Below are 20,343 nucleotides of genomic sequence, written 5' to 3'. Positions count from 1 at the left end.
CCGATGAGCCAGATCACCCGCTGCCCGTCTTGCACGACTTTGTTTAAGGTCGTTCCAGATCAACTCCGCATTTCAGAAGGGTGGGTGCGTTGCGGTCATTGTGGGCATGTGTTTGATGCCACACAGCATCTACAGTCAGCGCCCCCATCAGTGGCTGGCGCGGTCGCTGAGACCACCAACAGCACCACACAGAGCGGTGCCTCCACCACGTTGGCTGCCACCCGCTCGCCACCGCCAGCACCCGAGCCACCGCCACCACCAGAAGACCCTTGGGAAATACCACTCCCTGCGCCACCTGCACCGCCCAGCCCCGAGGAGGTTGCCACAGCACCCCAAGAGGCGCTGGACTTTGCGGCCCCTGATCTGGATCTTGAACTCGATGTGCCCGTGGCCACCACCGGCCACACAACGCCCGCCCAGCCCCCAGTAGCCACAGCCAACGTGGTGCCTGCCGCCAGCAACATTGATCTGGACTGGCCCGAGGCCATCACTCCGCCACCACCGGCGCCGGTCTCTGCGCCCCCTGCACCGGCCCCACAGGTGCCTGCACCCATTCCGGCGGCCAGCATTCCCACCGATATCGATTGGCCCGAGCCAGCCCTGGAAGTGGATGCTGATCGTGCCGCAGAGGCAGAACTCGCCAACACCGCAGAGGCTGAATCAAACCCAAGCCCGGTCATGCCAGAATTGGATCTGGCACCTGTGTTGGCCCCTTTGCCCACGCCAGAAGACATCTTTGCTGTTCGCACGCCCACCGCCCCTATTGCTGCTTCGGATGAACGCATAGAACCCAGCGGCCCGTTGGAATGGACAGAGACACAGCCCCCTGCACCACGGTCTGCAACGCCGATGGCCGCTGCCATGCCCAGTGCGGTGCCAAGCAATGCAGCCCCCCACACACCCACCACAGAGCCGCCACAAAGCAAACGCACATCGCCCCCCCCAGCCAGCCCCAGCACAGAACTGCCCCCGCCCGAGGTTGGCCCCGATGAACCTTCTTTTGTACGGGCCGCACGGCGTCAAGCACTGTGGCGTAAACCGGCTGTGCGCCTCGGTCTGGGTCTACTGGCTATCGTGCTGTTGCTAGGGTTGCTGGGACAGATCTTGATCCACGACCGTCACCGGTTGGCAGCCTCACAACCCTCTTGGCGCCCCATGTTGGAACTGTTGTGTGCGCCGCTGGATTGCACAGTGCGCCTGCACCGGCAAATTGGTGCAGTGGTGGTGGAGAGCTCGTCCTTCAACCGTGTGGATGGCGGTGTTTATCACTTTGCAGTTACGCTCAAGAACCGCTCGGCCCTGATGCTGGAAATGCCTGCGGTAGAACTGACCTTGACCGATGCCAATGAACAAGCCGTGGTGCGGCGCGTGTTTACCCCGCAAGAACTCGGTGCCAGCAGCACCTTGGCACCCCAAGCAGAATTTAGCTCAACCTTGTTGGTACGTATCGCTACAAACAATACCCCTATGGCTGGATACCGGGTACTGGCGTTTTACCCCTGAACGCAATCCATCAAAAAACCCGGTGGGTTAGCACCGGGTTACAGGCATCAGCTCCAAGGCCGCTCAAAAACCAAACCCAACTCAGGGCTTAGTGCCTTGTGGGAATGGCCAGACTGCCTTTTCGTTCAGCGTGGTCTTGACGACAGGGGCCGTTGTGGCCTTGCTGGCCTTTTTGACTGCAGGTGCCTTAGCGGGTGCAGCAGCCTCTACAGGGGCTGGTGCAGCTGGCGCCGCCTTGGTAGAGGCCTTCTTGGCCACAGGCGCTTTTACGGCCTTCTTAACAGGTGCAGCAGGCGCTTCTGGAGCGGCTACGACGGGGGCTGCTGGTGCCGCAGCAGCCTTCTTGGCAGCCACCTTTTTGACAGCGGCAGGTGCCGCCTTGGGAGCGGGTGCAGCTGCTACGGCCTTCTTGGCTGCTGCAGGTTTTTTAGCTACTGCCTTTTTGGCCGCAGGTGCCGTTTCAGCCACTGCAGGTGCCTTCTTGGCCGCAGATTTTTTGGCAGCAGGGGCAGGAGCGGCTACTTCCGGTGCAACGGCCACAGGAGCCTTAACCACCTTCTTGGTGGCGGCCTTGGCTGGGGCAGCAGGCTTTTTGGTAGCCACAGCAGCCTTTTTGACGGGCGCAGCAACTACCACGGCCTCTGGCACAGGAGCAACGGCTTCTGCCTTGACAGCAGTGGCAGCAGCAGCCTTTTTGGCGGGGGCCGCTTTTTTGGGGGTGGCCGCCTTAGGGGCGGCGGGTTTCTTGGCAGGTGCCATTATGTTCTCCTTGGGACGATGAGCACAGAGCACTCCCGGCCTGTGAGAGGCCTGGAGAGGTTCATGGCAAGGCAAGACGCGCTTGCACCAGCATGAACATGAAAACGCTCCGCCAAGCTGCACGGTATCAGGGTGCAGCGGATGCGGGGCAGGTGAAAAAAAGCCATGAAAGTGCCGTGCTCAGGGTTTCAGTCCCAGGACAGGGCACCGCCCGACTGGTATTCAATCACGCGGGTTTCAAAGAAATTGCGTTCCTTTTTGAGATCGATCATTTCGCTCATCCAAGGAAACGGATTTTCTTCGTTCGGAAACAATGCCTCCAAGCCGATTTGCGTGGCCCGGCGGTTGGCGATGTAGCGCAAATAGCCTTTGAACATACCCGCATTCATGCCCAGCACACCACGCGGCATGGTGTCTTCAGCGTAGGCATATTCCAGTTCGACGGCGTGCAAGAACAATGCTTTAATTTCTTGCTGGAAGCTGGCCGTCCAAAGATGCGGATTTTCTAATTTGAGTTGGTTGATGAGGTCAATGCCAAAGTTGCAGTGCATAGACTCATCACGCAGAATGTATTGGTACTGCTCGGCGGCACCCGTCATTTTGTTTTGCCGGCCCAATGCCAAAATTTGCGTAAAGCCAACGTAGAAGAACAACCCTTCCATCAGACAAGCAAACACGATCAGACTCTTGAGCAACGTCTGGTCGGCTTCGGGCGTGCCTGTTTTGAAGGCAGGGTCCATGATGGCCTCAATGAACGGAATCAAGAACTGATCTTTGTCACGGATGGAAGGAATTTCGTGGTACGCATTGAAGATTTCGCCCTCATCCAGCCCCAGAGATTCCACAATGTATTGGTAGGCGTGGGTATGGATGGCTTCTTCAAACGCTTGGCGCAGCAAAAACTGGCGGCACTCGGGCGCAGTGATGTGGCGGTAAGTGCCCAGCACGATGTTGTTGGCCGCGAGGCTATCGGCAGTGACAAAAAATCCCAAGTTGCGCTTGACGATGCGACGCTCATCTTCGGTCAGGCCATTGGGGCTTTTCCAGAGGGCGATGTCGCGCGTCATGTTGACTTCTTGCGGCATCCAGTGGTTGGCGCAGGTGGCCAAGTATTTTTCCCAAGCCCATTTGTACTTGAACGGCACCAACTGGTTGACGTCCGTTTGGCCGTTGATGATGCGCTTGTCGGCTGCGCTAACGCGGCGATGGTTGCCCACCAACACCGGCGCTGCCGCAGCAGCCACAGGCACGGCAGGTGTGGGCACGGACTGGAAGCTCAGGGGCGAAAACTGTGGATGTGCTGAAGCACCCCAGCGGTTTTTAGGCAAACCGTTGTCGTGTGTTTTTTGCAGTGTGGGCGTAACTTCTTCGTCCCAAGTCAACATAGATTTTCCAGTGCTCGAATTATGAGAGCAGCGATTCCAAATGAAAAGCACCGAAACGCTGCACTGCGGGGTTTTTATAGGTTTGTGACCAATTTATTGACAGGCTTCGCAGCCCGGATCATCAATCGCACAAAAGCGGATATCGGTAGCCGGTGTCTCTGCCTCCACAAAAGCAGCCTGCACTGGGGGGGCCACTTGCCCCGAAGCCACCGCATTGAGCTGATGGCGCTGCACGGTGCTCATTTCCACATGGGTAGCACTTTGCGTGCGCAGGTAGTAAGTGGTTTTGAGACCACGCAGCCAGGCCAGTTTGTAGGTCTCATCCAGCTTTTTACCCGAAGCACCCGCCATGTAGATGTTGAGGCTTTGGGCTTGGTCAATCCACTTTTGGCGGCGCGATGCCGCCTCGACCAACCAACCCGGATCAATCTCAAAGGCGGTGGCATACAAGGCTTTGATATCTGTTGGCACCCGGTCAATCGCGTGCAGCGAGCCTTTGAAGTATTTGAGGTCAATCACCATGGCCTCATCCCACAGGCCCAAGCGTTGCAGGTCGTGCACCAAATAGTGGTTGATGACGGTGAACTCACCCGACAAATTGGACTTGACCGACAGATTGCCAAATGATGGCTCAATCGAGGCATCAACACCCACGATGTTGGAAATGGTGGCCGTAGGTGCAATGGCAACGCAATTGGAGTTACGCATGCCATCGCGGGCAATTTTGGCGCGCAGAGCTTCCCAGTCCAGCGTTTGCGAGCGGTCTACTTCGATATAACCGCCACGGGCTTGTGCCAGCAAATCAATCGAATCTTTGGGCAAAATACCCCGGCTCCACAAAGAACCATCGTAACTGGAATAGCGCCCACGCTCGGCCGCCAACTCGGTCGAGGCCCAGTAGGCGTAATAGCAAATGGCTTCCATCGAGCGGTCGGCAAACTCCACCGCTGGTACGGACGCATAAGGCAGGCGCAAGGCATACAGTGCGTCTTGGAAGCCCATGAGCCCCAAGCCCACTGGACGATGGCGCAAGTTGGACTCACGCGCCTTGGGCACGGCGTAGTAGTTGATGTCAATCACGTTGTCCAGCATCCGCATAGCGGTGCGGATGGTGCGCTGGAGCTTGTCGTGGTCTAGCTCTTTGCCGTGCGGGCCATCTTTCAGGTGCTGCGCCAAATTGACCGAGCCAAGGTTGCAGACGGCGGTTTCGGTGTCACTGGTGTTCAGGGTGATTTCGGTGTTCTTGGTGATCAAGCCATTGACTGTCCAAGCATGGGTCTCCGAATCTACCGACAAGCAATAGGCATCTTCGTTGGGCAAAGGCACCAAGCCGGTAAACGTGGCATACATCTTTTGGGCATAACCGGGCTTTTCCAGATTGGCCAGATAACGCTGGGCTGCCTCTGAGCCTCGGTGCGCGGCCAAGCCAGTAACGGCCTCGGCAATACGGCAGCCCTGAATCGATGTAATCAGCAAGCGGTACAGCGGCTTGCTCCAATAGGCTTGACGCCCCCCCTGACCGTCGGGCAACAGATGCTCTTCATGGCCGCGCATCTGGTTGATGGACGATTTGACACCAAAATTAGCCCACAGAATTTGCAGCTCTTGAATCAATTGCAAATCCACCGAAGCCAGCGCCAGCGTGGTGACATCTGCACTGCTGACGATGTTGCCATCGGCCAGATACAAGCCCTTCAGGTAAGCGGCCACCGTTTCGCGGTCGCCCTGCCAGACCAATTCAGGCACGCGGGTTTTGGTTTCCGCGCTAAAACCATGTTCGGCCAGCACACGGCGCAACGGGGCAGAGGCCAAACGCGCTTTGCCTACCTTGGGGTCGATGCGAAACACCGGCGTATTCACCGAGGTGGTGCGTAGCACCGTATTGCCTTCGAGCACCTCATGCACCACTTGGGTGGTGGGCTCCAACAGGTCGAAATCCTGCTCCCAAACATCGACAAAAACGCTGTGGTCGCCAAAAGTGCCATCACCAGCAATCAGGCCCATCAAGTAGCTCAATTGGGGTTGATGGCGCTTACCCCACAGCCCTTCTAATTGCTGGATGAGCAGATGATCGCCCGCCACCAAATGCTGGGCCTCGACCCAACCTCGGTCTTTGACCCACACTTTGTGGTCCGGCGTGACTTTGTGTTGGTAGCCTTCTTTGGTTTCAATGCGCACAATCGGCGCATTGGGCCGAGGCAAGAGCATCTCGGACGCGTCGTACACGCCATCTAACCCTACTACCTTGTTCTTGCCACCTTGGCGGAACAGCTCGCCCACGGTCACCAGTCCTCGGTCGGTCACAACGCGCTGGTCTGCGGTCATGCAACACAGGTTAGACGAATGCACTACCCCCGCATGTTGCTGTGGCGAGCGCACATTGCAAGCATCCTTGAAAGTAATCCACGGGTGCCCCGTCTCGAACAGCATGGTCAGCATCTTGCGCCACAGGTCGGTGGCTGGCAACACGCGGTGGTGCGGAATCTCGCCCCGGTCGGCTTTTTCCTCATAGGCCACATAGGCACGCTCAAAATCAGCGCCAAACAACTCATGTAGATCGGGCACATCGGAGGGCGAGAACAGCGTCCAGCGGCCTTTTTCCATGACCCGTTTCATGAACAGGTCTGGAATCCAGTTGGCGGTGTTCATGTCGTGCGTGCGGCGGCGGTCATCGCCGGTGTTTTTACGCAGCTCCAAGAACTCTTCGATGTCGAGGTGCCAAGTTTCCAGATAAGTGCAGACGGCCCCTTTGCGCTTGCCCCCGTTGTGTGCCAAGCCCGCCACGGTTTGGTAAGACGCGTCCACCTCCACCTTCAAATCGACCACCAGCGGCTTGGGCGTGATAGAGCGCACGGCCCGCACACGCGAGAACAGCACGCCATCGCGCACCAGCCAGTTGCGTTTGCCCACGGCTTGGCAGCCTAAACGCTGCGCCAAGGCCGGGATGGCCGGAATACGCAAATCAATACTGGTGCTGCTACCGGCAAACACCGCCTGCGAACCATCGGAGCGTTGGCCGGTATGGTTATGCTGGCGGGTGCGCTTTTGGCCGGAAACGGGCACACCCAAGCGCAGCAACTGGTAGCGCACGCCGTAGGCCAGTGGCTCAGAAGCCGAGGTAAAGCTCAACTCTTTGCCACGCGAAACGCAGCCATCGGTTTCCAACAAGCCGTGCAACAGCGCCAGCGTTTGGATGGTGGGCAGATGGCTTAGGCGCGGTGCAATGCGCTTTTGGTGCTGGGCATCGTACAGATCGTCATAGGCAAACGGCAAGGTGGGCGCGCCAGCCCCCACGATGCGCCCAGTGGTGCCATCGCGCAACGCGCCTTGGCCTGCTGCCCAGTGGATTTGCACATAGGTGCTGCCACGGGACGTTTCCCAGTAATGGAAGCCACGGGCCTCCAGATAACTGCGCACAAAGGCCAAATGTGCATCGCGCTGGGGGTTGCCCGACACGCTCCATTGCTGCCCCTGTTTGGACAGATGCCCATCGCCCAACAAAATGCCATACAACCGTGCATCGTCTTCGCTCAAACCGGGCACGGCCACCACTTCGGTGGGGATGGCAAAACCAATGTAATCCCCCGTCTGCAACTGGCCTGACTCTACCCAGCGAGCAGCCACTTTTCCCTTGTCCAGCCAAGCCTCGGTACGGGCGTTGGCTTGCCCCAAGGGCACGCCTTGAATGGCCCAAAAGGGATGGGCGTCCGTCACTTCCAGTGGTTCGATAGCGTGTTTGACCTCTATCGCCACCATAGGGTCGGTCTGGTTATAGACCATGCGCTGTGTCACTTCACGGTATTGGCCGCTGTGGCCCAACACCAAGTCGCCGCGCTGAATGTCGCGGATCGGGCGTGGCCCGGTAGCGGTATAGACCAAGGTATCGGGGGCAAAACACTGGTTCACCGCGACGGCGGTATCGTTCACCACCTTCAAAAACGGCACTACGCCCTGCGATTCTCCATTGGTGCCTTGGATGTGGCTGCCCAGCGCGCGCACGCGCGTCCAGTCGTTGCCTAAGCCACCGGCAAACTTGCTCAGTAGGGCGTTTTCTTTGATGGATTCATAGATACCACCCAAATCGTCGGGCACCGTGGTCAGGTAGCAACTGGACAATTGCGAGCGCAGTGTGCCGCTGTTGAACAGCGTGGGCGTGCTGCTCATGAAGTCAAAGCGCGACAGCACCTCGTAGAACTCGATGGCACGGGCTTCGCGGTCGCTTTCTTGTAAGGCCAAGCCCATCGCTACACGCATAAAAAAGGCTTGTGGCAGCTCAATGCGTTGTTTGCGTACATGCAAAAAGTAGCGGTCGTACAGGGTTTGCAGGCCCAGATAGTCAAACTGCAAATCGCGTGCTGGTTGCAAGGCCGCCGCCAGCCGGGGCAGGTCAAATTGGAGCAACTCGGGGTTGAGCAACTGGTGATCTACGCCTTGTTGGATAAAGCCCGGGAAATAATCTGCATACGCCGATGCCATGTCGGCAAGGTCGACTTCCCGGCCCAATACCTCCCGTGCAATGGTGTGCAACAGCAAACGGGCGGTGGCATAGGTGTAATCGGGGTTTTGTTCGATCAACGTGCGGGCAGCCAAAATGCCCGCCTTATAAACCTCGTCAATAGGCACGCCATCGTAGAGATTGCGTAGCGTTTCTTGCACGATGGGTTCGGCCCGCACCTCGGCCCCCAAGCCAGCACATGCCCCGGTGATCAGGCGATGCAAACGCTCCATGTCCAAATCCACCAGCACACCACCCTCCCATACCTGCAATGGGGCGGGTGCAGCGTGCGTGGCGGCTTGGGCCTCGGCGGCAGCCTGCTCTTGGGCCCGGCGCTCACGGTAGAGCACATAGGCATGGGCCACCTCTTGGTGGTCAAGGCGCAGCAATTGCAGTTCCACCTGATCGCGCACATCGTCGATATGGAATATGCCGCCCTCAGGACGAGAGCGCAACAAGGCATGAACCACTTTTTCCGTCAAAGTCGCCACCAACTCGCGCAGGCTTGCCGAAGCATCGCCTTGGGTGCCCGCCACAGCCAAAAAGGCCTTGGTGACAGCCACCGCAATTTTGGCGGGGGCAAAAGGCACCACATCGCCACTGCGCCGCTGAATTTGGTAGCGGGAGAAGTCCAGGCCAGCAAAAACGGATGGTGTGGAGGTAGAGGTGGAGGTATCGATGGGCATGGCGTCCTTGACTCGAACGGTATAAAAGGCATCGGGCGCCACTGGAAGGGAGGCGCCCGATGCACAAAAAAGAGAAGCAAAAGAACAGGTGCGGCAACACCAGACCCACTACCTATGGTGTATGGGCCGATCCGTTTGCACTAGGTATAGTGTATCCGACCGCCACCACCCCTACCGCTATCGGGGTAGCTTCAGCCTTGGGCAGACTGCGGAAAACAGGCGCTACCCCACGCCAGTTGCCGCTGCAACTGCACCCAGTCAAAGCCCGGGCCAGGGTCGCGTTTGCGCCCCGGTGCAATGTGCTCATGGCCGGCAATATGGGCAATGGTGGGATAGTGCTGGGCCAGATCAGCACAGAGTTGCACCAGCGTGGCGTACTGCGCTGGGGTAAAGCTATCGCCTTCCAGCCCTTCCAGTTCAATGCCCACCGAATCGTCGTTGCATTGCGACCGTCCCCGATAGCACGAAACCCCGGCATGCCAGGCCCGCGCGCCCACATCTACAAACTGCCACAGGGCACCATCACGCCGAATGAAAAAATGCGCCGACACTTCCAACCCACGAATGCTCTGATAGTAGGGATGTGCATCCCAATCCAGCTGATTGGTAAACAAAGCCGCCACCGCACCACCACCATACTGGCCTGGCGGCAAACTGATGGAGTGCACCACAATCAAGTCAACCACGGCCCCGGCTGGGCGTGGGCCAAAGTTGGGCGATGCCCGATGCACGGCCCCCCGATGCCAGCCCCCCTGCCACACACCATCAAGGCTGGGTACTGTCGGCACAGGAGAGGGCATCGGGTGGTTCGGCATCGTGTGGTGCAGTAATGTTCAAGCGGGCAATACGGTAACGGATCTGGCGCAGGCTGATTCCCAACCGGGCGGCAGCAGCGGTGCGATTGAAATGCACTTCATGCAAGGCGCGCACCAAAATATCACGCTCCTGCTGGTCTAGCCACGCTTGCAGATCGTTGGGCAAACTGCTGCCCAACACCGGAAGGCTGGGAACGGCGGTCATGGCCTGGCCCCACAAAGCAGCAGTGGGCACAGAACCCGTGGGGGCCATCTCTAATGCCTCTTCTACTTGTAGGCATTCACCATCGCTCAGTGCCACAGCACGGTGCAACAGGTTTTCCAGCTCGCGGACGTTGCCCGTCAGGGGATGCCGGGCCAGCGCAGCCAGCGCCTCGGGCGTCAATGCGGGCACCGCCACCCCAGACTCTTGCGCAATGCGCGCCAACAAGGTGTGGCACAGGGCAGGCAAGTCTTCGCGGCGCTCACGCAACGGGGGAATGACGATTTCGATCACATTCAGCCGGTAATACAAATCTTGGCGAAAGCGTCCTGCCTGCACGTCGGCAGCCAAGTCACGGTGTGTGGCACTGACGATGCGTACATCGACCGTCTCCTCCTGAGTACACCCCAAGGGACGAACACTACGCTCTTGAATGGCCCGCAACAGCTTGGACTGCATTGGCAAAGGCAAATCACCAATCTCATCCAAAAACAGCGTACCGCCTTGGGCCGCCTGAAAATAACCAGGACGATCTTGCGTCGCCCCCGTGTAGGAGCCTTTGCGGGCGCCAAAGAATTCGGCTTCTAGCAGGTTTTCGGGGATGGCACCACAATTGACGGCCACCAACGGCCCACCCGCACGCTGGCTGCTGGCATGCAAAGCCTGAGCAACCAACTCTTTGCCGGTGCCAGACTCGCCACGCACCAATACCGGCGCCATGCTGCGGGCGACTTTGAGCACCCGCTGCTTCACGTTGCGCATGGCTTCGGACTCGCCTACCAACCGCTCCAACGCCATGTGGGTTTCTTCCGTCCATGCGGGCACACCGCTGGCACGCCCCTCCAGCGCCTTTGGACTGCTGCGCGGGGGCGGCACACCGCCAGTGCCCTGTACCGCCGAAGCCACCACCGAACGAAACTGCTTGAGATCGACTGGTTTGGTCAAGTAGTCAAAGGCACCACAACGCAGAGCTTCTACGGCGTTTTCAGCCGAGCCATAGGCTGTCATCACGACACAGCGTTCGCGCCGCTGCTGTTCGCGCAGATCTTGCAATAGCTCCATGCCAAAGCCATCGGGCAAGCGCATATCAGTAATCACTACATCAAAGCGCACTGCCTGCAACTGCTGCCGGGCCTCCTGTACGGTGGCTGCCGTTTCCACGCGGTAGCCTGCACGCAGGAGCGTCAGCTCGTACAGGGTGCGCAGATCAGGCTCGTCGTCAACAACCAGAATGGAGGCAGCAGGAGCGTTCATGGTGGTAGGAGCCTTCAAACGACAGGTGAGTTATCGAACAGCAGGGAAATGGCCCGCTCTTTGCGGGCAGCCTTGCGAAAATTGACCGTGAAGGCGTTGCCTTCGATCATGCCGCGCGCAGTAGGGCGCTGCAAGCGTTGGTAGCTGATCGACGCCCCGTGGCGCTCGCACAACTCACGGCAGATGTACAAACCCAAGCCACTAGAGCGGCTCTCAGAGGAGAAAAATGGCTCGAACAAATGGCGCTCGACCGACTGATCCAGTCTGACCCCATCACTCCAGACTTGCAAACTGACTTGGCCTGCCGTATTGCTGCGGGTGAGCAGTTGTAGGGCATCGGGTGCCAAACTCATGTAGCGCAGCGCATTGTCCAACAAATTAACCAGCACGCGGCGCAGGTGTTCGGCATCAAACTCCACGGGGGCGTTATCGGCCTGCAAAGCCACTACCGCCACACGCCGCGCCGGGTCGTGCCCTTGCCAGTCACGCCAGATCTGGGCCACCACATCGTCTAGCGCCAACGTGGCTGGCGGAGCATAGGCAATCTGGCTTTGCACACGGGCAATATCCAACACATCTTCGGCAATGCGGGCCAGACGCTCGGCGTTTTGTTGCACCATCTGTGCCAAACGCTTTTGCACAGGATCGTGCAACTCCTCATCCAACAGGGCATTGGCCTGCACGATAGCCGCCAAGGGGTTGCGAATTTCATGGGCGACTGCTGCCGACATGCGCCCCATTGCTGCCAGCTTTTCGGTGCGCAGGCGGGCCTCGAGTTCGCGCAGGTCGTGCAAAAACATCACACACAGGCGCTCCTCTTCCCAATCTTGGCTGGCCGAATGCAGGGGCGTGAGCCAGCAGCGCACATGCAACCCCACCGGACTGTGCCCCGGTGAGAGCAGCGTCGCATCGGCAGTTTGGGCCAGCCCTTGGCCAAACGTGCGCTGGGCCAACATGCACAGTGGCTGCCAAGCTGCCTCCTGTAGCAACGAGAACGGGGGCAGCAGAGCCGGTGCATGGTTGAGCAGCCGCAGTGCCGCCGGGTTGGCCATGCGCACAATGTTGTCCTCATCCACCACCAAGACGCCATCGTTGAGGTTTTCGATCACCAACGTACTGACTTGGCGTTGCATTTGTGCTGCACGCCGGTTGTGTTGCGCTACCTGACTTTCACGCACCAGACGCGTAGAGAGCTGATGCACCAGAAACGCCACGATGAAATAGCCCGTGCCCGTCAGGGCCGCTTGCAAATAACGTGGGGCCGGGTCGCTGCCACTTTGCTCCCCCAACCACCAAGCCCAACCCAACAGCAGCAAGGTGGCGGCTGCGGTAGTCCCCCAAGCCAACATCAAGGTGCCCAACACCGCCGCCATCAAAATGGGCAGCCCCAACAGTGCGGTGAAGTCCATGCCACCAGTGTGCAGCCATTGCAACAGCCCCACTGCCAACAAATCGACCCCTATCGATGGCAACCACTGTGGCCCTGCCTGTGGCGCGGGCGGTGTATGGCGGGCTAGCACCCGCAGCAGCAAAGTAGCCACCAAATACACCAGTGGCACCGCCAGCATCCACGGATCAACGTGCTGACTGAACACCTGCCCAATGGCCTGCAACAGCAACAACGCCAGCGCCACCATCACCCGTCCTGTCAAAAAACCATGCCACAAACGCAAAAAAGGGCGGTCTTCAGGAGCAGGAGAAAACGGAGGGCGGGTATCGGGAATGATGCTACGGGCGGGCATGGTGTTGCTGGTGCTCAAGACAGCAGTAGTACCGTGTGCCTTGGGCCAAGGCCTCATTGCGCGGCACATGCAAGCCACAGTGGGCACAAGGCACCATGTCTAAGGCAGAAGCGGGCGTCTGCTGCGCAGTCTGGGGGGGCTGCCGGGGGGCCGTGCCCTGGCGCATTTGTGCCCGCCGCCCACTACGCCACCAGCCATAGGCCAACACCAGCACGATCAACAGCACCAAGTATTTCATGCGCCACGCCCCAAAACCACTTCCAGGACAAAGCGCGAACCCGCATAAGCCAGCAACAACAAAGACGTACCGGCATACAGCATACGCACGGCACTGCGTCCACGCCAGCCAAAACGCGCCCGGCCCAACAACAAGGCCGCCAACGTCAACCACGACAGCACCGAGAACACCGCTTTGTGATCCCAACGCCAGGTACGGCCATACAGCGCCTCAGCAAACAACACGCCGGCCAACAAAGTGGCCGTGAGCAGCACAAAGCCAGCCGCCACAAAACGGAAAGTGAGCCGCTCCAAAGTGAGCAGTGGCAGGCCGCTATGGGCGTCTAGCCCTAAACGAATCTGTCGCTCGGCCCGCACCATCAAGGCGGCGTGGACGACTGCAGCCGCCAACAACCCATAACACGCAATGCCCAAAGCCAAATGCAAAGGCAACCAAGCGGAGGCCGTCATGGGCAAAGGCTGGCCCGGAAACAGCAGCGCCAGCAACACCGCCAGAGCCCCCAGCAAAGCCAGCGCCCAACGTGCCTGCAACTGCGGAAACCATTGGCGCTCGACCGCATAGACAGTCAGCACCAGCCAACCCGTTGTAGACAAGGCCGGGCCAAAGCCAAAGCGGGGCACTGCCCCCAACATGCCCCAGACCAGCACCGCAGCATGGGCACACCATGCCAACGCCAACGCCATACGGGCTGCCGCCGCCTGCCAGCGCGCGGGCGCTGCCGCAGGTACCGCATAGGCTGCGGCGGCCACCAATCCAAGCAGCCACAAGGCCGGGGATACGCTGGGTAAAATCATGGGTCACAGTTTACCTTTCGCCCGCTGCCCGCAGCCCTGGCACCACCGTCCGCCGCCGTCCTGGCACCGGGCGCTTCTTCCTTCATCCCCGGAATACCGCTCTATGGCCTCCGCCCTTACCGACAAACTCTCGCGCCTCGTCAAGGAGATGCGCGGTCAGGCCCGCATCACCGAATCCAATGTGCAAGACATGCTGCGCGAAGTGCGCATGGCCCTGCTAGAGGCCGATGTGGCCCTGCCTGTGGTGCGCGACTTTATCGCCCGCGTCAAGGAAAAAGCCTTAGGCCAAGAAGTGCTCGGCTCACTCAAGCCGGGGCAAGCCTTGGTGGGCATCGTCAACCGCGAGCTGGCCGCCACGATGGGCGAGGGTGTCTCCGACATCAACCTCAATGCGCAACCCCCTGCCGTGATTTTGATGGCCGGTTTGCAAGGGGCGGGTAAAACCACCACCACCGCCAAACTAGCCAAGCACCTGATCGAAAAGCGCAAGAAAAAAGTGCTGACCGTCTCGGGCGACGTGTACCGGCCCGCTGCGATTGAGCAGCTTAAAACCGTGACCAAACAGGCTGGTGCCGAATGGTTTCCAAGCTCTCCCGATCAAAAGCCGCTGGACATCGCCCACGCGGCGCTCGACTACGCCAAAAAGCACTACTTTGATGTGCTGTTGGTGGATACCGCTGGGCGTTTGGCCATTGACGAAGCACTGATGCTAGAAATCCAGCAGTTGCACACAGCACTCCATCCAATTGAGACCCTGTTTGTGGTGGATGCCATGCAGGGCCAAGATGCGATCAATACGGCCAAAGCCTTCAAAGAGGCATTGCCGCTCACAGGCATTGTGCTGACCAAACTCGATGGTGACTCGCGCGGTGGTGCGGCACTGTCAGTGCGCCAAATCACCGGAGCCCCCATCAAGTTTGCCGGTGTCAGTGAAAAAATTGACGGCCTAGAAGTATTTGATGCCGAGCGCCACGCCGGGCGTGTGTTGGGCATGGGCGACATCGTGGCACTGGTGGAACAGGTAGCTGCAGGGGTGGATATGGAGGCCGCACAAAAGCTGGCCGCCAAAGTCAAAAGTGGCGACGGTTTTGATCTGAACGACTTCTTGGGCCAGCTCCAACAGATGAAGCAGATGGGCGGCCTCTCGAGTCTGATGGACAAGCTGCCCGCACAGCTCACCGCTCAGGCTGGTGCTGTGGATATGGACAAGGCCGAAAAAGAAATCAAGCGCAAAGAAGGCATCATCCAAAGCATGACGCCCATGGAGCGGCGCAAGCCCGAACTTATCAAGGCTACGCGCAAAAAACGCATTGCCAACGGCGCAGGAGTGCAGGTACAAGAAGTCAACCGTCTGCTCAAAGAGTTTGAGCAAATGCAGGCCATGATGAAGAAGATGAAAGGCGGCGGCCTGATGAAGATGATGAAAAAGCTCGGCGGCATGAAGGGCATGGGCGGCTTGGGAGGGATGCCCAAGATGCCGTTTTAAGCCCAGTCTTAAGCCAGCATTCAGTGAACAACCCTACAGTGGGTGCCATGAAACACCATCTCTTGGCCTCGTTCTATCCCCTGGCAAGACACCCACGCCGCAACGCCTTGTTGCTGGCGCTGTGCTGCTGCACCATGTTGGCAGCAGCACCGGCACAGGCCAGCGCCCCCCAAGAAAAAGTGTTCTGCACCAATGCCCCACGGGCGCAATGGATCTCAGAGGCGCAAGCGCGCGAACGCTTTCGGGCACAAGACTACGTGTTGGTCAAATACAAAGTCTCCCGTGGCAACTGCCACGAGTTTTATGCAGTCGATGCCCAAGGGGGCGTGGTAGAAAGCTACCTGCACCCCATCACCGGCGAAGCCGTACGCACCACACGACTGCCGCCACCAGTGCCCACCAAGCCGGGCTCTGCGTCAGAGCAGCGCAGTCGTTGACGGCACTAGGGATGGTCTTTTTCAAGCAGCAGCCAAGGCGGGCCGCAGCGGCGCCCAGTGGGCCGCTGTGGTGTGGTGATGGTTTACAACCGCACTCCCCCCCGGCTTGTGGTGGAGTTTGAATACCGCCACCGTTTGCACCAGCTCCTGCGCTTGTAACTTCAAACCCGATGCGGCGGCGGCCATCTCCTCAACCAGAGCTGCATTTTGCTGGGTGGCCTGATCCATCTCGATGACGGCTTGCCCTACCTGTGCCACACCAGTGCTTTGCTCAACGCTGGCCGCACTGATCTGGCCGACAAAGTCCGTCACACGCTGAATGCTACCCACGATCTCCTGCATGGTGGCACCCGCCTGATCGACCAACGCCGTGCCCTGCTCCACCTGTGCCACACTGGCAGTGATCAGCGCCTTGATCTCTCGGGCGGCTTGTGCAGAACGGCCAGCCAAAGAACGCACCTCGCCCGCCACCACTGCAAAGCCACGCCCTTGGTCACCTGCCCGTGCTGCTTCTACTGCGGCATTGAGCGCCAGAATGTTGGTTTGGAACGCAATGCCATCAATCACACTGATGATGTCGGCAATTTTCTTGCTGCCGTGGTTAATCTCGCGCATGGTATCGACCACCTGTGCCACCACCTGCCCCCCTTGCAGTGCGACGCTAGAGGCGTTTTGCGCCAAGTCGTTGGCCCGTCGCGCATGGTCAGCATTGTGTGTGACTGTAGAGCCCAGTTCCTCCATAGAAGCGGCGGTCTCTTGCAATGCGCTGGCCTGGCACTCAGTACGGACAGACAAATCGTGGTTGCCGTTGGCAATTTCGGCACTGGCGCTAGACACTGCATCGGCCCCTTGGCGCACCGAGGACACCACCCGAATCAGGTTGTCTTGCATCGTCTTCATCTGTGCCATCAGGCTGGTACGGTCGCCCGGCTGGAGGCGAATGTCATACCCCAAATCACCCTGAGCGATGGCCTGCGCCAATGCAGCGGCCTCTCGGGGCTCGCCTCCCAATTCCTTCGTCAAATTGCGAATAATCAGCAGGGCAATTGCCACCGTCATCCAAACAGAGAACAAGCCCAAGCCGATCATCACAACTCTGGTCGTGTGAAAAGCATCGTCTGACCTCTGAGCATCGCTTGTCATCAACTCTGCTTCAAATTGGATCAACTGCTGCACAGCGGCCTTATAGCGAAGCAGAACGGGGCGCAACTGGTGAGCCAAATAGACCTTGGCCTCATCGTCTTTGCCCGCCTTGACCAAAGCCATCAGGTTTTCCTGCCCGGCCACATACTGCTCTCGACCATCCAACACTTGCCGCAAAAGCTCTTTGCCTTTGGGCAAAACAATCGTTTTTTCCAAGTGGTCAACACTGGCGGCAATCAGCTTGCGCGAGGCATAAACGCTGTCTATCTGCCGTTGACGATCTGCTGCATCGTCGTTGAGCAACAGATTGCGCAAGGCGATCGCAATGTTGTTGGTTTCGTTCAGGATGTCAATCGACTGAGAGACCTTGGGCCAACGATCACTGATGACGAAAGAAAAATCGTCGTTGGCCGCTTTTTGCTGCATCAACCCGTAACCAATGATCACTATCAACACCAGGCTGATGAGGCCAAAGCCGAAGGACAAACGGGTAGCGACTTTGAGATTTTTCATGATTTGTCCTAGACAAATAAATTATTTATTCATAATGTAGTCAGCAAAATTTACTACGTCAACCAACTCTTCTATATTTGTACTAGACAAAATGAACACCCCAAGCTTTAACATCGCCACCATCGAGCGCGAGACGGGGCTGTCAAAAGATGTTCTGCGCATCTGGGAGCGCCGCTATGGTTTTCCGGTGCCCGACCGCGATGCCAACGGGGAACGGCTCTACCCTGCACAGCAACTCGAACGTCTGCGCCTGATAAAACGTCTGATAGACCAAGGACATCGGCCCGGCAAATTGATGGCTGCCTCGGATGACACCTTGGCTCAATGGGCGCTCAAGCAGCCCTTGCGGTACACAGAAAATGCACAGTCCTCTGAGGCCCACCATGCACTCACTGAACTGCTCAGCCCCATCCAACAACACGATGTGGCAGGCTACCAACACGCCATGCAGCAGCGGCTGGCCCGCCAAGGTTTGATGCATTTTGTCCAGCACACGGTGGCTCCGTTGGCCCAAGAGGTGGGCGAGGCTTGGGCATCTGGGTGTTTGGCAATTTTTGAGGAGCACCTATTTACCGAGTTGACGCAACGTTTGCTACGCCAAGCCATTGCCAACTTACCTAGGCCCACCAGCCGCCCACGCATTGTGTTGACCACAGTGCCCGAAGAACAACACGCCTTGGGCTTGTTAATGGTGGAGAGCCTATTGGCCTTGGAAGGGGCCACTTGTATTCCGTTGGGCACGCAAACACCTCTGGCCGAAATCAGCCGGGCAGTGCAGGCCCACCAAGCCGACATCGTGGCGCTGTCGTTCTCTAGCACTTTTCCAAAAAGGCAACTGACCAATACACTCCAAACGCTGCGGCAGCTACTGCCCCCCACCGTAGAACTCTGGGTGGGGGGTAATGGCGTTGCCAACCAGCGCAGCAACCAAGATTATTGGGTGCTCCCCGGCTTGGAAGAGCCCCTGTCTCGCTTGGCGCAATGGCGGGCCGAATGTCTCCCCCCTTGGCACCGGCTACAGCAACCTCCTCCACATGAGCATGCGAAAAAAATCTGAGTTGCCACACAAAATCTGCCTGTGTTGTGGCTTGCCTTTTACTTGGCGCAAAAAGTGGGCACGCGATTGGCAGCAAGTGAAATACTGCTCGGAACGTTGCCGTCGCCGCACAGTGCAAAAATGAAAAAACCGGCCTCCAGCCGGTTCTTTTGCATGCTACTGCAACGGGGTGGTCTTAACGCTCGTCAAAGCTAATCGTCACCTGTTCGCTAGTGGGGCGTGCTTGGCAACTCAAGACAAAACCTTGGGCGATTTCATCGGCTTCTAAGGTGTAGTTTTTGTCCATCGTGACCGAACCACACAGCACCTTGGCACGGCAGGTGCAGCACACGCCGGCTTTGCACGAGAACGACAAATCCAGACCGGCGTCCAACCCCACATCCAGCACCCGCTCAGTCGAGGCCATGGTCATGTGGTGTTCTGTGCCATCGACCACAATGGTCAGTTGCACCGTGCGCGCAGCCGAAGCCTTGGGGGCATCAATGCTCACCACCTGCGCGCCCGCTGGCGCACCTGCACTAAAACGCTCGCTGTAGACCCGGTTGGCAGGCACACCCGCTTCCACCAACGTTTTTTCGACCGCATCCATCATAGGCTCAGGGCCGCAGATGAACACTTCGTCCATGCTCTTAACGGGCAGGAAGGCAGCGATCAGGGCGCGCACCTTATCACCATCGATCAGGCCTTGCAGCAAGTCCACTTCTTGGGCTTGGCTGGACAGAATGTGGATCATGGTGAAGCGACCGGCAAAACGATCTTTCAGATCTTGCAGGGCTTCGTTAAACATGACGGTGGCCATGTTGCGGTTGCCATAGACCAGCGTGAACTTGGACTCGGGCTGCTCTTCCAGCGTGGTGGCAGCAATCGACAAAATCGGGGTAATACCCGAGCCACCGGCAAAACCCACGCGGTGCAGGGCACGCTGTTTTTTCACCACAAAACGGCCATCCGGCGGCATCACACTCAGTGCGTCACCGGCCTTGACCTCAGTGGTGGCCCAATTAGAGAACAGACCGTTTTCTACTGCACGGATACCCACTTCGATTTCGCCTTGGCGGGTCAGGCGGCTGCGGGGGCTGCTGATGGAGTAGTTGCGGCGCACATCTTGGCCGTTGATGGTGGCGCGCAGCGTCAGAAATTGGCCCGGCTCAAAAGCGAAGGTTTCGCGCAGATTGGCCGGGATGTCAAAAGTGATGGCCACCGCACCAGCCGCTTCCGGGCTGACGCGCTTGACCTTGAGTTCATGGAAATGGGGAGCAGACATGCTGGCGTTTCCGGTAATGGCGTTGATAAGCCGTTAATACGGCTTAAAGTAATCGAAGGGTTCTTGGCAATCTAGGCATTTGTACAGCGCCTTGCACGCCGTAGAGCCAAAATGCGAAGACTCAACGGTATGGCTGGAGCCACAGTGCGGACAGGGCACCGCTGGCTCGGGCTCGGCAGCGCCGCGCACAAAGCGCAGCACGCTCTCGCCTGCCTCGCGGCCTTTGGCGCAGTGCTGGCCGGGAGGGGCGATACCGTAGGCGCGCAGCTTTTCTTTGGCAATCTCGGTCATCCAGTCGGTCGTCCAAGCGGGGGCAAGTTGCGTGATCACCTTGGCCTGCAAGCCAGCGGCTTGCAGGGTGGCATTCACATCGTCCTCAATCTGGCCCATCGCTGGACAACCGCTGTAGGTGGGGGTAATGACCACCTCCAGCCCGTTGGCGCCCTGGCGCACATCGCGCAGAATGCCCAGTTCACGCAACGACACCACCGGAATTTCCGGGTCAGCCAAGGTTTCTAGGGCAGCCCAGGCCGCCTGTATGGCATCCGCAGGAGCGACAACGGTGTTCAT

Annotated in this window: 15 protein-coding genes and 3 pseudogenes; 5 read left to right on the top strand and 13 right to left on the bottom strand. The window is 58.7% G+C overall.

Annotated features, from left to right (window positions below; genetic code table 11):
- Positions 1–3: 3 nt before the first annotated feature.
- On the top strand, positions 4–1,503 hold the full coding sequence (locus tag ACFO6X_RS00635; protein WP_382429013.1) for a DUF3426 domain-containing protein: 1,500 nt from the start codon (positions 4–6) through the stop codon (positions 1,501–1,503).
- 81 nt (positions 1,504–1,584) lie between these two features.
- On the opposite strand, the gene ACFO6X_RS00630 is transcribed toward ACFO6X_RS00635, so the two are convergent.
- The 10 genes and pseudogenes from ACFO6X_RS00630 to ACFO6X_RS00585 form a co-directional block, all read right to left on the bottom strand.
- Positions 1,585–2,262, bottom strand: a complete 678-nt coding sequence (locus tag ACFO6X_RS00630; RefSeq protein WP_382429011.1) for a histone H1 — start codon at positions 2,260–2,262, stop codon at positions 1,585–1,587.
- A gap of 188 nt (positions 2,263–2,450) precedes the next feature.
- The gene (locus ACFO6X_RS00625; RefSeq protein ID WP_382429009.1) at positions 2,451–3,647 is read right to left on the bottom strand and encodes a ribonucleotide-diphosphate reductase subunit beta; all 1,197 of its coding nucleotides are present in this window, start codon (positions 3,645–3,647) and stop codon (positions 2,451–2,453) included.
- A gap of 93 nt (positions 3,648–3,740) precedes the next feature.
- Positions 3,741–6,416 (bottom strand): annotated as a pseudogene (locus tag ACFO6X_RS00620) (LAGLIDADG family homing endonuclease); the annotation flags it as partial.
- 258 nt (positions 6,417–6,674) lie between these two features.
- Positions 6,675–7,403 (bottom strand): annotated as a pseudogene (locus ACFO6X_RS00615) (LAGLIDADG family homing endonuclease); the annotation flags it as partial.
- 141 nt (positions 7,404–7,544) lie between these two features.
- Positions 7,545–8,828: pseudogene (locus ACFO6X_RS00610) on the bottom strand (ribonucleotide reductase N-terminal alpha domain-containing protein); the annotation flags it as partial.
- Positions 8,829–9,019: 191 nt separating this feature from the next.
- Positions 9,020–9,628: a 1,6-anhydro-N-acetylmuramyl-L-alanine amidase AmpD gene (gene ampD / locus ACFO6X_RS00605; RefSeq protein WP_382429007.1), complete on the bottom strand. Its 609-nt coding sequence runs from the start codon at positions 9,626–9,628 to the stop codon at positions 9,020–9,022.
- A complete protein-coding gene (locus tag ACFO6X_RS00600; RefSeq protein ID WP_382429005.1) occupies positions 9,594–11,099 on the bottom strand; it encodes a sigma-54-dependent transcriptional regulator in 1,506 nt (501 codons plus the stop codon). Before ACFO6X_RS00600 ends, ampD begins: the two co-directional genes overlap by 35 nt.
- Before the next feature lie 14 nt (positions 11,100–11,113).
- Positions 11,114–12,841: a two-component system sensor histidine kinase NtrB gene (locus ACFO6X_RS00595; RefSeq protein ID WP_382429003.1), complete on the bottom strand. Its 1,728-nt coding sequence runs from the start codon at positions 12,839–12,841 to the stop codon at positions 11,114–11,116.
- Complete coding sequence (locus tag ACFO6X_RS00590) at positions 12,828–13,079, bottom strand: PP0621 family protein (protein ID WP_382429001.1); 252 nt, start codon at positions 13,077–13,079, stop codon at positions 12,828–12,830. Before ACFO6X_RS00590 ends, ACFO6X_RS00595 begins: the two co-directional genes overlap by 14 nt.
- On the bottom strand, positions 13,076–13,873 hold the full coding sequence (locus tag ACFO6X_RS00585; protein WP_382428999.1) for a cytochrome C assembly family protein: 798 nt from the start codon (positions 13,871–13,873) through the stop codon (positions 13,076–13,078). Before ACFO6X_RS00585 ends, ACFO6X_RS00590 begins: the two co-directional genes overlap by 4 nt.
- A 103-nt stretch (positions 13,874–13,976) precedes the next feature.
- On the opposite strand from ACFO6X_RS00585, the gene ffh reads away from it, so the two are divergent.
- Together ffh and ACFO6X_RS00575 are read left to right on the top strand one after the other, a co-directional pair.
- Positions 13,977–15,359, top strand: a complete 1,383-nt coding sequence (gene ffh / locus ACFO6X_RS00580; RefSeq protein WP_382428997.1) for a signal recognition particle protein — start codon at positions 13,977–13,979, stop codon at positions 15,357–15,359.
- A 47-nt stretch (positions 15,360–15,406) separates the two neighbouring features.
- Complete coding sequence (locus ACFO6X_RS00575; RefSeq protein ID WP_382428995.1) at positions 15,407–15,796, top strand: PepSY domain-containing protein; 390 nt, start codon at positions 15,407–15,409, stop codon at positions 15,794–15,796.
- A 21-nt stretch (positions 15,797–15,817) separates the two neighbouring features.
- On the opposite strand, the gene ACFO6X_RS00570 is transcribed toward ACFO6X_RS00575, so the two are convergent.
- On the bottom strand, positions 15,818–17,452 hold the full coding sequence (locus ACFO6X_RS00570) for a methyl-accepting chemotaxis protein (RefSeq protein WP_382428993.1): 1,635 nt from the start codon (positions 17,450–17,452) through the stop codon (positions 15,818–15,820).
- Positions 17,453–17,543: 91 nt separating this feature from the next.
- Here ACFO6X_RS00570 and ACFO6X_RS00565 point away from each other — a divergent pair, with 91 nt between their 5' ends.
- Positions 17,544–18,509, top strand: a complete 966-nt coding sequence (locus tag ACFO6X_RS00565) for a MerR family transcriptional regulator (RefSeq protein ID WP_382428991.1) — start codon at positions 17,544–17,546, stop codon at positions 18,507–18,509.
- Positions 18,487–18,633: a DUF2256 domain-containing protein gene (locus ACFO6X_RS00560; protein ID WP_382428989.1), complete on the top strand. Its 147-nt coding sequence runs from the start codon at positions 18,487–18,489 to the stop codon at positions 18,631–18,633. The genes ACFO6X_RS00565 and ACFO6X_RS00560 overlap by 23 nt, the downstream gene beginning before the upstream one ends.
- 51 nt (positions 18,634–18,684) lie before the next feature.
- On the opposite strand, the gene ACFO6X_RS00555 is transcribed toward ACFO6X_RS00560, so the two are convergent.
- Together ACFO6X_RS00555 and paaD are read right to left on the bottom strand one after the other, a co-directional pair.
- Positions 18,685–19,773 (bottom strand): 2Fe-2S iron-sulfur cluster-binding protein, encoded by a 1,089-nt coding sequence (locus ACFO6X_RS00555; protein ID WP_382428987.1) that lies wholly within the window; start codon positions 19,771–19,773, stop codon positions 18,685–18,687.
- A gap of 33 nt (positions 19,774–19,806) precedes the next feature.
- Positions 19,807–20,343 (bottom strand): 1,2-phenylacetyl-CoA epoxidase subunit PaaD, encoded by a 537-nt coding sequence (gene paaD / locus ACFO6X_RS00550; RefSeq protein WP_382428985.1) that lies wholly within the window; start codon positions 20,341–20,343, stop codon positions 19,807–19,809.

Origin of the sequence: Giesbergeria sinuosa, assembly GCF_042652905.1 — a bacterium.
In the GTDB taxonomy this organism is placed as follows: Bacteria; Pseudomonadota; Gammaproteobacteria; order Burkholderiales; family Burkholderiaceae_C; genus Simplicispira; species Simplicispira sinuosa.
This window is presented reverse-complemented; position numbering and strand designations above follow the sequence as displayed.

Bases quoted from the DNA above. Each gene is read 5' to 3' on its own strand.
- ACFO6X_RS00630 (WP_382429011.1), bottom strand. From the start codon at position 2,262: ATGGCACCTGCCAAGAAACCCGCCGCCCCTAAGGCGGCCACCCCCAAA.
- ACFO6X_RS00590 (WP_382429001.1), bottom strand. From the start codon at position 13,079: ATGAAATACTTGGTGCTGTTGATCGTGCTGGTGTTGGCCTATGGCTGG.
- ffh (WP_382428997.1), top strand. From the start codon at position 13,977: ATGGCCTCCGCCCTTACCGACAAACTCTCGCGCCTCGTCAAGGAGATG.
- ACFO6X_RS00595 (WP_382429003.1), bottom strand. From the start codon at position 12,841: ATGCCCGCCCGTAGCATCATTCCCGATACCCGCCCTCCGTTTTCTCCT.
- paaD (WP_382428985.1), bottom strand. From the start codon at position 20,343: ATGAACACCGTTGTCGCTCCTGCGGATGCCATACAGGCGGCCTGGGCT.
- ACFO6X_RS00555 (WP_382428987.1), bottom strand. From the start codon at position 19,773: ATGTCTGCTCCCCATTTCCATGAACTCAAGGTCAAGCGCGTCAGCCCG.
- ACFO6X_RS00585 (WP_382428999.1), bottom strand. From the start codon at position 13,873: ATGATTTTACCCAGCGTATCCCCGGCCTTGTGGCTGCTTGGATTGGTG.
- ampD (WP_382429007.1), bottom strand. From the start codon at position 9,628: ATGCCCTCTCCTGTGCCGACAGTACCCAGCCTTGATGGTGTGTGGCAG.
- ACFO6X_RS00600 (WP_382429005.1), bottom strand. From the start codon at position 11,099: ATGAACGCTCCTGCTGCCTCCATTCTGGTTGTTGACGACGAGCCTGAT.
- ACFO6X_RS00560 (WP_382428989.1), top strand. From the start codon at position 18,487: ATGAGCATGCGAAAAAAATCTGAGTTGCCACACAAAATCTGCCTGTGT.
- ACFO6X_RS00570 (WP_382428993.1), bottom strand. From the start codon at position 17,452: ATGAAAAATCTCAAAGTCGCTACCCGTTTGTCCTTCGGCTTTGGCCTC.
- ACFO6X_RS00565 (WP_382428991.1), top strand. From the start codon at position 17,544: ATGAACACCCCAAGCTTTAACATCGCCACCATCGAGCGCGAGACGGGG.
- ACFO6X_RS00625 (WP_382429009.1), bottom strand. From the start codon at position 3,647: ATGTTGACTTGGGACGAAGAAGTTACGCCCACACTGCAAAAAACACAC.
- ACFO6X_RS00575 (WP_382428995.1), top strand. From the start codon at position 15,407: ATGAAACACCATCTCTTGGCCTCGTTCTATCCCCTGGCAAGACACCCA.
- ACFO6X_RS00635 (WP_382429013.1), top strand. From the start codon at position 4: ATGAGCCAGATCACCCGCTGCCCGTCTTGCACGACTTTGTTTAAGGTC.